We start from the raw sequence: 12,692 nt of genomic DNA on the forward strand, positions 1-12,692 counted from the left end.
TCGATTTAACAAGGACAATCCGGCCAAGCCCATGACAAACACTCGCTTCTCATCTCGCCTGCGGCACCTTGCTGCCACCTCATTACTGATTCTTGCCCCTATCAGCGTTTTTGCTGAGCAGGCTCCCGCCGCGCCAGGCATCGATGCTAAAGCGTGGATCCTGATCGACTACGCCAGCGGGAAAGTGTTAACCGAATCCAGTGCCGATCAGCGTCTCGATCCTGCCAGTCTGACCAAAATGATGACCAGCTACGTGGTCGGGCAGGCGATCAAAGCGGGCAAAATCAAACCGGATGATCTGGTCACCGTCGGACAGGATGCCTGGGCAACCGGCAATCCTAAGCTGCGCGGCTCTTCGCTGATGTTCCTTAAACCGGGCGATCGCATTCCGGTGCATGAGCTGAATAAAGGTATCGTGATCCAGTCCGGTAATGACGCCTGTATTGCGCTGGCAGATTATGTGGCGGGCAGTCAGGATTCGTTTATCGGCCTGATGAATAACTATGTGAAGGCGCTGGGACTGCAGAACACCCACTTTATGACGGTGCATGGTCTGGATGCAGAAGGGCAGTACAGCACCGCGCGGGATATGGCGCTGATTGCTCAGGCACTGATCCGCGATGTGCCCGAAGAATACGCGCTGAATAAAGAGAAAGAGTTCACCTTCAACAATATCCGCCAGATCAACCGCAACCGTCTGCTGTGGAGCACCAACCTCAAAGTGGATGGCGTTAAAACCGGCCATACCTCAGGCGCGGGCAATAACCTGGTGGCTTCCGCGACGGAAGGCGATATGCGTCTGATCTCGGTGGTACTTGGCACCGCCAGCGATGCGATTCGTTTCCGGGAAAGTGAAAAGCTGCTGACGTGGGGCTTCCGATTCTATGAAACAGTGACGCCAATTAAAGCGGAGGCACCGTTTGCGCAGCAGCGGGTCTGGTTCGGTGACAAGAGTCAGGTGAATCTGGGCGTGGCGAAAGATGCCGCGCTGACCATCCCGAAAGGGCAGATGAAGAACCTGAAGGCGAGTTTTAAACTCAATTCGCCGCAGCTTGAAGCGCCGCTGAAGAAGAATCAGGTGGTCGGCACCATCGACTTCCAGCTGGATGGCAAAACGATTGAGCAGCGTCCGCTGGTGGTGCTGCAGGATGTGCCGGAAGGCGGCTTCTTCAGCCGGATGATTGATTTCGTGATGATAAAGTTCAACGGCTGGTTCGGGAAGTGGTTTTCATAATTGAGCAGGGACGCTAACGCGTCCCTTTTTTAATCCTGCGTCCAGCCCTTACGAATCGGCACGGCAAACAGTGCCCGATAGAGCGGGTTGATCACCGCCAGCATCCGCTCGCCATAGAACTGCCACGCCAGATGAGACGCCAGACAACTCAGCAGACCCACCAGGAACCCACCCAGCATATCCATTGGCCAGTGAACGCCCAGGTAGATCCGCGACCAGGCGATAGCGCAACCCGCCACCATCAGCACCACACCCGACCAGAGGCGATGCCAGAAGATAAAGGCAAGAGCAAAGGTGAAAATCGTGGTGCCGTGATCGCTGGGATAAGAGTCATCGGCAGCGTGATGCAGGAACTGATAGCCGTAATCAATGGCGAAAGGGCGAGGATGCGGTAACAGATGGCCGACACACCAGGAGATTGCCAGCGCATAAATCAATGCCATGCCGGTTTTCAGTACCAGCGCCCGCTGTGAAGAAACCTGATCGCGCGGTCCCCAGAGCCACATCGCCACAATTAACAGCGGCACAATGGCAATCAGGTCTTTGGCAATAAAGGTCGCCAGGTGTATTAACCAGGTGGGGGAAGCCGGTGTGGCATTGATGGCAGTAAACAGTGAGTGGTTCAGCTCTTCCATTTCGGGATAAATTCCTCAGCACAAATAGCTAACTTAACAGTCATCTATCCTGCTTTTTAACGGGCAATTCGTCTACGGAAAGGCTCTGAATCTGATAATGAGTTGCACAACTGTTTAAGTTTTATGACCGTTTCGCGTCTGATTGTGGCGCGGGTGAGTGGCGCAGGGATGAAAAAAAAGCATAAAAAAACCCGCCGGGAAAAAGACCAGCGGGCTCCACAATTTGGGGATTTCAAAGAAAAGCAGTGGCACTTATTATGACTATCACTTAACTATAAAGTTCTGGACGCAGGCAAAAAAATTTTATAAGGGCAATATCGGCCAGATAATGACTATCAGCGTCCCCGCCAGCGTCAGCAAAACGTTGGCGATGGCATAGGTCCCGGCATAGCCCAGCGCCGGAATATTGCTGCGTGCCGTATCACTGATAATCTCCATGGCCGGTGCGCAGGTACGCGCGCCCATGATGGCTCCAAACAGCAGGGCGCGGTTCATCCTCAACACATAGGCCCCAAACAGATAGCAGATGATCACGGGAATCAGGCTCACAAGCAGGCCGCACAGCAGCATCAGCGCGCCGTCACTGCTCAGACCGTGATTAATGCCGCTACCAGCACTCAATCCCACCCCCGCCATAAATACCATCAGCCCGAACTCTTTCACCATGGTCAGCGCGCCCTGCGGAATATAACCAAAGGTCGGGTGGTTGGCACGGAGGAAGCCGAGCATGATACCGGCGAACAGCAGGCCAGCCGCGTTGCCAATACCAAAACTGAAATTACTGAACTGAAAGGTGATCAGACCAATCATCAGACCCACGATAAAGAAGGCGCAGAAGGCTAAGAGATCGGTCATCTGACTGTGAATCGCGATAAAACCAATGCGATCCGCCACGCTTTTGACCCTTCGTGCTTCGCCGCTGACCTGCAGCACATCGCCTTTGTTCAGTATGATGCTGTCGTCAATCGGCATCTCAATCTGACTACGTATCACCCGGTTCAGGAAGCAGCCGTGATCGGTGAGGTTTAACTTGCTCAGGCGTTTATTCACCGCGTTGTGGTTCTTCACCACGATCTCTTCAGTGACGATGCGCATATCCAGCAGGTCGCGGTCAAACACCTCTTTGCCGTTGCGGAAGCTCGGATCGAGTCGGGCGTGTGCGTCGGGATAGCCGACCAGCGAGATATCATCACCGAGTTGGAGTACCGCATCCCCATCGGGACTGGCGAGAATACCGTTGCGGCGAATACGCTCAATGTAGCAGCCGGTCTGACGATAGATACCCAGTTCACGCAGGTTTTTGCCACCGCTCCATGCCACCAGTTCCGCACCCACGCGATAGGCGCGGATCACCGGCAGGAAGACTTTGCGCTGGCTGTCGGCATCCAGACCGCGTTCCCGTGCGATCTGCTGGGCGCAGGTGGGCAGATCCTGATGTTGCAGACGAGGCAGGTAGCGCGCGCCAAAAATCAGACTCACCAGGCCAATCAGATAGGTCACGGCATAGCCGAGACTCAGCTGATCCTGCATCAGTGCGAGCTGCTTTGGATCGGTGATGCTTTGCCGCAGGGTATCGCCTGCGCCGACCAGCACCGGCGTGGAGGTCATCGACCCGGCCAGCATGCCAGCGGTAAGACCAATATCCCAGCCAAAGAGTTTGCCCAGCCCCAGCGCCAGTAACAGCGCACTGACCACCATGACGATGGCGAGCATGAAATAGTTTTTGCCGTCGCGGAAGAAAATGGAAAAAAAGTTGGGACCGGCTTCGACGCCGACACAAAAAATAAACAGCATAAAGCCCAGGCTCAATGCATCGGTATTAATCGTGAAGTGTTGCTGGCCTAATAAGAGCGAAATGACTAATACGCCAATCGAATTTCCCAGCTGAACTGAGCCAAGACGCAACTTACCCAGACAGAGGCCGAGCGCTAAAACGACAAATAATAACAAAATGTCGTTTCCGCTTAACAATCCTGCGACGTTAATATTCACTGTTTAACTTCTTGTTTACATGTAAGCTATTGAAGAGTGGCCTGTTTTTCGCTATCGTGAGCAAGCCGTTGAGGTTCTGTTGTATCAACACTGCAAATGGAACCTTTACTGCGGCGCTATTCTAATCACAAAAATCTTTCACAGCCATTGGCTGTTTTCATTCGTTGCCACAGCGAACTGTTTCTTTTTATTTCCATCTGAACGCATCAGGGATATCAGCAGGTTATTGTCGGGGTTACTTTTAATCAGTGGGGTGGTATGCCGCAGCGTTCTTATCTCTGGACTACCCGCCTGTGCGGCGTGGTGTTGTATAGTCTGGTGTTTGTTTTTACCTGTCATTTCTGGCAGGTCGGTCCCGGCCCGCTTCGGGGTCAGCCCGAATTACTGCTCTTTATGTTGCCCGGTATTGTGATGGCGTTGATGCAGGTGGAAAGCCCGTTAAAAAGCACGCTGCTGATGGGACTCTGGGGAACGTTACTGGCAGCACTACTGTTAAATAACAGCCTGTTTATTCACAGCAGCGGATTCTTTTTAGTCGCCTGGAGCCTTAGTGCGCTGTTCTGGGCAGGTTGCGGGGCGTTGCTGGTGCGGTTGATGCAGATTGTGATGGCATCAATCAACTAAACGGTGCCGGATGATTTGCCTCAGGCAGAAAGCTAAAAAGGCGAGACAGGAAATCCTGGCTCGCCTTTTTTATTCCGGCTATCAGCGCTTACGCGACAAATCCCAGATTCTCTTTGGTCCAGGCAGCAAACTCGGTGTAGCCACCGATGTGTTTTTCGTCCACGAAAATCTGTGGCACGGTGCTGACCGGTTTACCGGCGCTTGCTTCCAGATCGGCTTTAGTAATGCCTTCTGCATTAATATCGACATACTGATAGCTAAAATCATCGCGCTCAGCGGTCAGTTTGTCGGCCAGTTCGTGGGCACGGACACAGTAGGGACAGCCCGGACGACCAAAAATAACAGCAATCATTGAGAACTCCTTGCAGCGACTATTATGTGATGTATATCACATAACTAAACAGAGAATGGCAACCATGATGCCCGCTCGTATCGCTTAAGGAAAGCAGGATTTGCCTGTTAGTCTGATGCCCGCACGCTATTGTCGCCCGTTCAGGAACCCTCTGAAATAAGAGCTTTTTCGCGACGGCAGCCCGTGTATCCCGCGCAATTTTTGGGTTGTTGACCATAATTGACGCTCAGTAAGCTGCTAAGGCAGGAGGATGTGATGCAGAGTGTGGCCAGATTACCCCGGTTTGTAGTGGTGCTGGAGGCGGCAGGTGGCCTGTTGATCCTTGGCGCGCTGCTGCTGATTAACCAGTGGCTTCCGCTGCCCGGTCTGGCTGATGTAAAGAGCCTTGCTACTGTGCTCTTCATCGCTGGCGTAGTGCTGATGCTGCCTGCTGCCTGGCTGTTAATGTGGCGCACCGCGAAAGCGATCGCGCCACAGCTGTTCAATCAGATTGATAAAAAAAGATAATGTTGCTGGAGACTTTATGACACCGACCATTGATTTACTGTGCAGCCACCGTTCGATCCGCGCCTTTACTGACCAGCCGGTCAGCGAAGCCCAGCGTGAAGCGATTATTAATTCGGCCCAATCGGCGTCCACATCCAGCTTTTTACAGTGTTCTTCTATTATCCGTATTACCGACAAAGCGCTGCGTGACAAGCTGGTAACGCTGACGGGCGGACAGACGTGGGTCGCAGATGCGCCCGAGTTCTGGGTTTTCTGCGCTGACTTTAATCGCCACCTGCAGATTTGCCCGGATGCGCAGCTGGGCCGTGCCGAGCAGTTGCTGCTGGGCTGCGTCGACACCGCGCTGATGGGACAGAATGCCATGGTCGCAGCGGAATCGCTGGATCTGGGCGGCGTCTTTATCGGCGGGATTCGTAACAGCATCGCGGAAGTGACTGAACTGCTGGGCCTGCCGAAATTTGTGCTGCCGCTGTTTGGTTTCTGTCTGGGACATCCGGAATCAAAGCCGGACGTCAAACCGCGTATGCCGCATGCGATGCTGGTGCATGAGAATCGCTATCAGCCACTGGATCCGGCGGTGCTGGCAGAATACGATAGCCGCACAGAACTCTATTATCAGCAGCGCGATAGCAACCAGCGTAGCGAAACCTGGAGCGAGCTGATCCAGCGGCTGATCATTAAAGAGACGCGTCCGTTTATGCTCGACTATCTGCATCAGCAGGGCTGGGCCACGCGTTAATTCAGAAAGCGAGAGCAGCGATGAAGATAGCTATCCTGTCACGTGATGAGACGCTCTACTCCAGTTGGCGACTGCGTGACGAGGCCGCAGCACGCGGTCATGTGGTACAAATCATCGATCCGCTCTCCTGCTATATGAATATCAATCCTGCCTCACCGGCGGTTCACTATTGTGGTGAGCCGCTGGGCCATTTCGATGCAGTCATCCCGCGCATCGGCAACGCCATTACCTTCTATGGCACGGCAGTGCTGCGACAGTTTGAGATGTGCGGCAGCTATCCGCTGAATGAGTCTGCCGCCATTACCCGCACCCGTGACAAATTGCGCTCGCTGCAGCTACTGGCACGCGAAGGCATCGACATGCCGGTCACCGGTTTTGCCTCCTCGCCCGATGACACTGACGATCTGATCGCTATGGTGGGCGGCGCGCCGCTGGTGGTTAAGCTGGTAGAAGGCACCCAGGGTATTGGTGTGGTACTGGCGGAAACGCGTCAGGCGGCGGAGAGCGTTATTGATGCTTTTCGTGGCCTGAATGCCCATATTCTGGCGCAGGAGTTTATTAAAGAAGCGCAGGGGCGTGATGTTCGCTGTCTGGTGATCGGTAATCAGGTGGTGGCAGCGATTGAGCGTGTAGCGAAAGAGGGCGATTTCCGTTCCAACCTGCATCGCGGCGGCAAAGCTTATCCGGTAGAGATCACGCCACAGGAGCGGCAGATGGCCGTGAAAGCGGCAGCCACGCTGGGGCTGGAAGTGGCGGGTGTCGATATTCTGCGCGCCCATCGCGGCCCGCTGGTGATGGAAGTGAACGCCTCGCCGGGTCTGGAAGGCATTGAAACCAGCAGTGACCTTAACATCGCCGCGTTAATGATTCAGCGGATTGAGCAGCAGGCCATCCCCGGGCTCCGTCCTAAAACCGCTGGCTGACACGCGCTTTTCAGCAGTTTTCATGGCATCCCCGCCCATTTTTCCGTAAGCTAAGTCGCCTGTTTATCACCCCACTGGGATTTTACGATGGATTCTCTTGTCGTTCCGGATATCGACCTGCTGCGTCGCTGGCTGGATCAGCAAAATATCACCTGGTTCGAATGCGATGCCTGTCAGGCACTTCATCTGCCGCACATGCAAAACTTCGATGGGGTGTTTGACGCCAAAATCGATCTGGTCGACAACGTCATTCTGTTTTCGGCGCTGGCTGAAGTGAAGCCGACGGCGCTGATTCCGCTGGTTGGCGATTTGTCGCAAATCAATGCCAGCTCACTGACGGTGAAAGCATTTATCGACATTCAGGATGATAATCTGCCAAAGCTCATTGTCTGTCAGTCAATGATCACTACCGCCGGATTAACCTTTGGTCAGTTCTCGCACTTTATGAAACAGAGTGAAGAGCAGATCTCGATGGTGATCCTGGAAGCCTTTGCCAACAATCTGTTGATTGTGGGCGAAGAAGAAGAGCACGTTCCGGTGACCAGCGTTCATTCTGTGCTGCACTAGCCAGACATGGTCACACACTAAGCCGTCCCTGAGACGGCTTTTTTATGCCCGCCATCCACTGCCGCGATAATTTTTTATTCTGCATTTTGCCCTTTAACGCCAGATATTTGTCGTGGTTTATGCCATCAAAGCCGAACCTCATAGCTTAAACATGCATAAAATATCGGTTTCAGGCGTTTTTTACGCTGGGGTCTGGTGCAGCCTGACCGGGGGGGCTATGCTTGCGGGGCTGTAACAGGCGCGTAACTGCGCTTCAGCTATAGGTTTTTGCTATTAAACTCCCGCTGAATAATGATTCATTGTGTCACTGACGTTTTGTCCGGAACGCAATGCAGGGATCTCTGGTTTGCAGCGTTGTAATGACCCGCTCAGGAGGATGGAAAAATATGTTCAACTCACGTCAGAAATGGCTGTCAGCTGTTGTAGCTGCTGCGCTGATGGCCGCGTCGGCCAGCAGCATGGCGGAAGATAAAACGCTGCACGTCTACAACTGGTCCGATTATATTTCGCCAGATACCGTGCCGAACTTTGAAAAGCAGTCCGGTATCAAAGTGGTCTACGATGTGTTTGACTCCAATGAAGTGCTGGAAGGCAAATTGATGGCGGGCAGCACCGGCTATGATGTCGTCGTACCCTCTTCCAGCTTCCTGGCGCGTCAGCTGCAATCCGGGGTATTCCAGCCGCTGGATAAGAGCAAACTGCCAAACTACAAAAACCTTGATCCGGCGCTGATGGAGAAAGTGGCGCAGCACGATCCGGGTAACAAATATGCCATTCCGTATCTGTGGGGCACTACCGGTATCGGCTACAACATCGACAAGGTTAAAGCCGCACTGGGCGCTGATGCACCGGTCAACAGCTGGGATCTGGTGCTGAAGCCAGAAAACCTGGAGAAGCTGAAAAGCTGTGGCGTCTCTTTCCTGGATGCACCTGAAGAGATTTTTGCCACGGTCCTCAACTATCTGGGCAAGGATCCGAATACCTCTGATGCCAAAGAGTACTCCGGCGCGGCCACTGACCTGCTGCTGAAACTGCGTCCGAATATCCGCTACTTCCATTCGTCGCAGTACATTAACGATCTGGCTAACGGCAACATCTGCGTCGCCATCGGCTGGTCGGGCGATATTCTGCAGGCAAAAAACCGTGCCGATGCAGCGAAAAACGGCGTGCATCTGGGCTACAGCGTACCGAAAGAGGGCGCACTGGCCTTCTTCGATATGATGGCGATTCCGAAAGATGCGAAAAACCTCGATGGCGCATACGCCTGGCTGAACTACATCATGGATCCGAAAGTGATCGCCGATGTCTCCAACAAAATGAACTACGCCAACGGCAACAAAGCATCGCTGCCGTTGATCAATGCCGACGTCCGCAACAATCCGGGTATCTTCCCGACGCCTGAAGCGATGTCGAAATTGTTCGTGCTGAAAGTCCAGGATCCGAAACTGGATCGTGTGCGTACGCGCGCATGGACTAAAGTAAAAAGTGGTAAGTAGTTCGTCCTTAACAGATTGACCTGTCACGCATCAGCAACAGAGGCGCAACCCCGGCCTCTGTTGTGCCATTTTTAGCGGCAAACTTTGCCGCCATGTTCCGCCTGGCTCCGGAGAGAACCCTTTGTGAACGATGCCATTCCCCGTCCTCAAAATAAAACCGCAAAGGCGTTAACGCCGCTGCTGGAAATTCGCAATCTGACCAAATCTTTTGACGGGCAGCACGCCGTGGATGATGTCAGTCTGACTATTTATAAAGGTGAAATATTTGCCCTGCTGGGCGCATCGGGCTGTGGTAAATCCACGCTGCTGCGCATGCTGGCCGGTTTTGAGCCGCCTACCAGCGGTCAGATTGTGCTGGATGGTCAGGATTTGTCGCACGTTGCTCCCTATCAGCGCCCGATTAACATGATGTTCCAGTCCTACGCGCTGTTTCCGCACATGACGGTGGAGCAGAATATCGCCTTTGGTCTGAAGCAGGATCGGCTGCCAAAAGGGGAGATCAACAGCCGGGTCGCCGAAATGCTGGCACTGGTTCACATGCAGGAGTTTGCGAAACGTAAACCGCATCAGCTCTCCGGTGGTCAGCGTCAGCGCGTGGCGCTGGCTCGCAGCCTGGCGAAACGACCAAAATTACTGCTTCTCGATGAGCCGATGGGCGCACTGGACAAGAAACTGCGCGACAGGATGCAGTTGGAAGTGGTCGATATTCTGGAGCGCGTTGGCGCGACCTGCGTGATGGTGACGCACGACCAGGAAGAGGCGATGACCATGGCAGGCCGTATCGCGATTATGAATCGCGGCAAGTTTGTGCAGATTGGCGAGCCGGAGGAGATTTACGAGCATCCGACCAGCCGCTACAGCGCGGAGTTTATCGGGTCGGTTAACGTCTTTGAAGGCTTACTGCGTGAACGTCAGACAGATGGCCTGGTGATCGACAGTCCTGGTCTGATGCATCCGCTGAAAGTCGACACTGATGTTTCGGTGGTGGATAACGTTCCGGTGCATGTCGCGCTGCGCCCGGAAAAAGTGATGCTGTGTGATGAAGTGCCCGCCGATGGGTATAACTTTGCGGTGGGAGAAGTGGTTCACATCGCCTATCTCGGCGACCTCTCTATTTTCCATGTCCGTCTGCACAGCGGACAGATGATCAGCGCACAGTTACAAAACGCGCATCGCTACCGCAAAGGGTTGCCGACCTGGGGTGATGAAGTCCGCCTCTGCTGGGAAAGCGACAGCTGCGTGGTGTTGACGGTTTAAGGAGCGGTTATGAGCCAGATTTTCCAACGCGCCAAAGCGCCCGCCCGACTGGTAGGCACGCCGCTGCAACGCTGGGCCACGCGGGTAAAAATGCAGCATGGCCGCAAGCTGGTGATCGCACTGCCTTATGTCTGGCTGGTGCTGCTATTCCTGCTGCCGTTTCTGACGGTGCTGAAGATCAGCTTTGCGGACATTGCGCGGGCGATTCCCCCTTACACCGAGCTGGTGAGCTGGGCGGATGACCAGTTCAGTATTGTGCTCAATTTCGGCAATTACCTGACGCTGACCGACGATCCGCTCTACATCGACGCCTATCTGCAGTCGCTGAAAGTGGCGGCGATCTCCACGGTAATCTGTCTGCTGATTGGCTATCCGCTCGCCTGGGCCGTGGCACACAGCAAGCCGTCGATGCGCACCATTCTGCTGCTGCTGGTGATCCTGCCGTCGTGGACCTCGTTTCTGGTGCGCGTCTACGCCTGGATGGGACTGCTGAACAACAACGGCATTCTGAACCGCTTCCTGCTATGGCTGGGCGTGATCGATCATCCGCTGGTAATCCTTTATACCAACACCGCGGTGTATATCGGTATCGTCTACTGCTATCTGCCGTTTATGGTGCTGCCGATCTACACCGCGCTTACCCGTATCGACTACTCGCTGGTGGAAGCCTCACTGGATCTGGGTGCGCGTCCACTGAAGACCTTTTTCAGCGTGATTGTGCCGCTCACCAAAGGCGGCATTATCGCTGGGTCGATGCTGGTGTTTATCCCGGCGGTAGGGGAGTACGTGATTCCTGAACTGCTGGGGGGGCCGGACAGCATCATGATTGGTCGTATCCTGTGGCAGGAGTTCTTTAACAACCGTGACTGGCCGGTGGCCTCCGCGCTGGCGGTGATTATTCTGCTGATCCTGATTCTGCCGATCATCTGGTTCCATAAGCATCAAAACCGTGAAATGGGAGAGAAGGCATGAATAATCTGCCAACCATCCGCTCGCCCTGGCGTACCGGCATTCTGGTCTGCTGCTTCCTGTTCCTCTATGCGCCGATGCTGCTGCTGGTGGTTTACTCCTTCAACAGCTCCCCGCTGGTGACGGTATGGGAGAGCTTCTCGTTCCACTGGTACAGGGTGCTGTTCCAGGACAGCGCGATGATCGACGCGGTGCTCCTGAGCCTGAGCATTGCCGGGCTGTCGGCCACCATGGCGGTGGTGCTGGGCACGCTGGCGGCGGTGATCGTCGTGCGCTTTGGTCGCTTCCGTGGGCACAACGGTTTTGCTTTTATGCTGACCGCGCCGCTGGTGATGCCCGATGTCATCACCGGGCTGTCACTGCTGCTGCTGTTCGTCGCGATGGGCAACGCCTTTGGCTGGCCGAGCGAACGCGGCATGCTGACCATCTGGCTGGCACACGTCACCTTCTGTACCGCCTATGTGGCGGTGGTGATTAACTCGCGTCTGCGTGAGCTGGACCGCTCAATTGAAGAGGCCGCGATGGATTTAGGCGCTACGCCGCTGAAGGTCTTCTTCGTGATTACCGTGCCAATGATTGCGCCGGCTATTGTCACCGGCTGGCTGCTGGCGTTTACCCTGTCGCTAGACGATCTGGTGATCGCCAGCTTTGTGACCGGGCCTGGCGCTACCACGTTGCCGATGGCGATCTTCGCCACCGTGCGACGCGGCGTAAACCCGGAAATCAATGCGCTGGCTTCATTGATCCTGTTTGTGGTCGGTTTAGTCGGTTTTATCGCCTGGCGATTCATGGCGCACGAAGAAAAACAGCGTTTAAGCGATATTCAGAAAGCTAAACGTGGCTGAAATCCTTAACCTTTGCCACTATATGAACGGGCCGGTTTAACCGGCCCGTTTTTCGATCAGGTGGAGTCACGGACTATGTCAGAAATCTTCAAAAGCAGCGCTATGCTCTCAGGCGTTCCGGTTCCGGTGACGGTGGCGGGCATTGCTATTATCGCGACCCGCTGCCTGAGCGTTCTGATGCTGGCAAACGAACTGGGTTATAGCGAACTCGCCAACTTTGTGCATCGCAGCGCCCAGTCCTGGGACTCTACACTCATCTTTATCGCCAGCCAGCTGATCTTCCTGTTTGAACTGCGCTGCGCCTTTACTCTGATGCGCGGCAGTAACCGTGGACGCTGGGGCTATGTGGCGACGCAGGGGGTTGTGCTGATCTATATGCTGTTCGCCTCGCTGGGCGGGATCTACCCGGAAATTTTCAGCATTGATGGCGACAATAACGTCCAGATTATCCACCATACCCTGTCGCAGAAAATCCCCGATCTGGTAGTACTGATGCTGCTGTTTCTGCCGGCCAGCAGTCGCGCTTTTTTCAGGAAGCGATGATACAATCGC

14 protein-coding genes are annotated in these 12,692 nt (G+C 54.5%); 11 read left to right on the forward strand and 3 right to left on the reverse strand.

Annotated features, from left to right (window positions below; all coding sequences use genetic code 11):
* Positions 1-31: 31 nt before the first annotated feature.
* The gene (locus AC2LB6_RS10315; protein ID WP_490093429.1) at positions 32-1,234 is read left to right on the forward strand and encodes a serine hydrolase; all 1,203 of its coding nucleotides are present in this window, start codon (positions 32-34) and stop codon (positions 1,232-1,234) included.
* Between the two features lie 29 nt (positions 1,235-1,263).
* Here the strand turns inward: AC2LB6_RS10315 and ybjG are convergent, their stop codons facing one another.
* Complete coding sequence (gene ybjG, locus AC2LB6_RS10320) at positions 1,264-1,869, reverse strand: undecaprenyl-diphosphate phosphatase (protein ID WP_490093430.1); 606 nt, start codon at positions 1,867-1,869, stop codon at positions 1,264-1,266.
* Between the two features lie 303 nt (positions 1,870-2,172).
* The gene (locus AC2LB6_RS10325) at positions 2,173-3,861 is read right to left on the reverse strand and encodes an aspartate:alanine antiporter (RefSeq protein ID WP_490093431.1); all 1,689 of its coding nucleotides are present in this window, start codon (positions 3,859-3,861) and stop codon (positions 2,173-2,175) included.
* A gap of 258 nt (positions 3,862-4,119) precedes the next feature.
* Here AC2LB6_RS10325 and ybjM point away from each other — a divergent pair, with 258 nt between their 5' ends.
* Entirely contained in the window at positions 4,120-4,485 is a 366-nt protein-coding gene (gene ybjM / locus AC2LB6_RS10330; protein ID WP_090962675.1) for an inner membrane protein YbjM, read from the forward strand.
* Positions 4,486-4,573: 88 nt separating this feature from the next.
* Here ybjM and AC2LB6_RS10335 read toward each other — a convergent pair whose 3' ends face one another.
* A complete protein-coding gene (locus AC2LB6_RS10335) occupies positions 4,574-4,837 on the reverse strand; it encodes a GrxA family glutaredoxin (RefSeq protein ID WP_003849263.1) in 264 nt (87 codons plus the stop codon).
* A gap of 255 nt (positions 4,838-5,092) precedes the next feature.
* Here AC2LB6_RS10335 and AC2LB6_RS10340 point away from each other — a divergent pair, with 255 nt between their 5' ends.
* From AC2LB6_RS10340 to AC2LB6_RS10380, 9 genes are all read left to right on the forward strand, one after another.
* Positions 5,093-5,344, forward strand: coding sequence for a DUF1418 family protein (locus AC2LB6_RS10340; RefSeq protein ID WP_490093432.1), 252 nt, complete (start codon positions 5,093-5,095; stop codon positions 5,342-5,344).
* A gap of 16 nt (positions 5,345-5,360) precedes the next feature.
* Positions 5,361-6,083: an oxygen-insensitive NADPH nitroreductase gene (gene nfsA / locus AC2LB6_RS10345; protein WP_090962671.1), complete on the forward strand. Its 723-nt coding sequence runs from the start codon at positions 5,361-5,363 to the stop codon at positions 6,081-6,083.
* Positions 6,084-6,103: 20 nt separating this feature from the next.
* Positions 6,104-7,006, forward strand: coding sequence for a 30S ribosomal protein S6--L-glutamate ligase (gene rimK, locus AC2LB6_RS10350; RefSeq protein ID WP_490093433.1), 903 nt, complete (start codon positions 6,104-6,106; stop codon positions 7,004-7,006).
* A gap of 87 nt (positions 7,007-7,093) precedes the next feature.
* Positions 7,094-7,573: a YbjN domain-containing protein gene (locus AC2LB6_RS10355; protein ID WP_022625960.1), complete on the forward strand. Its 480-nt coding sequence runs from the start codon at positions 7,094-7,096 to the stop codon at positions 7,571-7,573.
* Between the two features lie 386 nt (positions 7,574-7,959).
* Positions 7,960-9,069, forward strand: coding sequence for a spermidine/putrescine ABC transporter substrate-binding protein PotF (gene potF, locus AC2LB6_RS10360; RefSeq protein WP_010669743.1), 1,110 nt, complete (start codon positions 7,960-7,962; stop codon positions 9,067-9,069).
* 123 nt (positions 9,070-9,192) lie between these two features.
* On the forward strand, positions 9,193-10,326 hold the full coding sequence (potG, locus tag AC2LB6_RS10365; protein ID WP_490093434.1) for a putrescine ABC transporter ATP-binding subunit PotG: 1,134 nt from the start codon (positions 9,193-9,195) through the stop codon (positions 10,324-10,326).
* A 9-nt stretch (positions 10,327-10,335) separates the two neighbouring features.
* On the forward strand, positions 10,336-11,298 hold the full coding sequence (gene potH, locus AC2LB6_RS10370) for a putrescine ABC transporter permease PotH (protein WP_003849283.1): 963 nt from the start codon (positions 10,336-10,338) through the stop codon (positions 11,296-11,298).
* Positions 11,295-12,140, forward strand: a complete 846-nt coding sequence (gene potI, locus AC2LB6_RS10375; protein WP_490093435.1) for a putrescine ABC transporter permease PotI — start codon at positions 11,295-11,297, stop codon at positions 12,138-12,140. The genes potH and potI overlap by 4 nt, the downstream gene beginning before the upstream one ends.
* A 75-nt stretch (positions 12,141-12,215) precedes the next feature.
* Entirely contained in the window at positions 12,216-12,683 is a 468-nt protein-coding gene (locus tag AC2LB6_RS10380; protein WP_490093436.1) for a YbjO family protein, read from the forward strand.
* Positions 12,684-12,692: the final 9 nt, after the last annotated feature.

It is taken from the genome of Pantoea sp. RCC30.1, assembly GCF_058148845.1.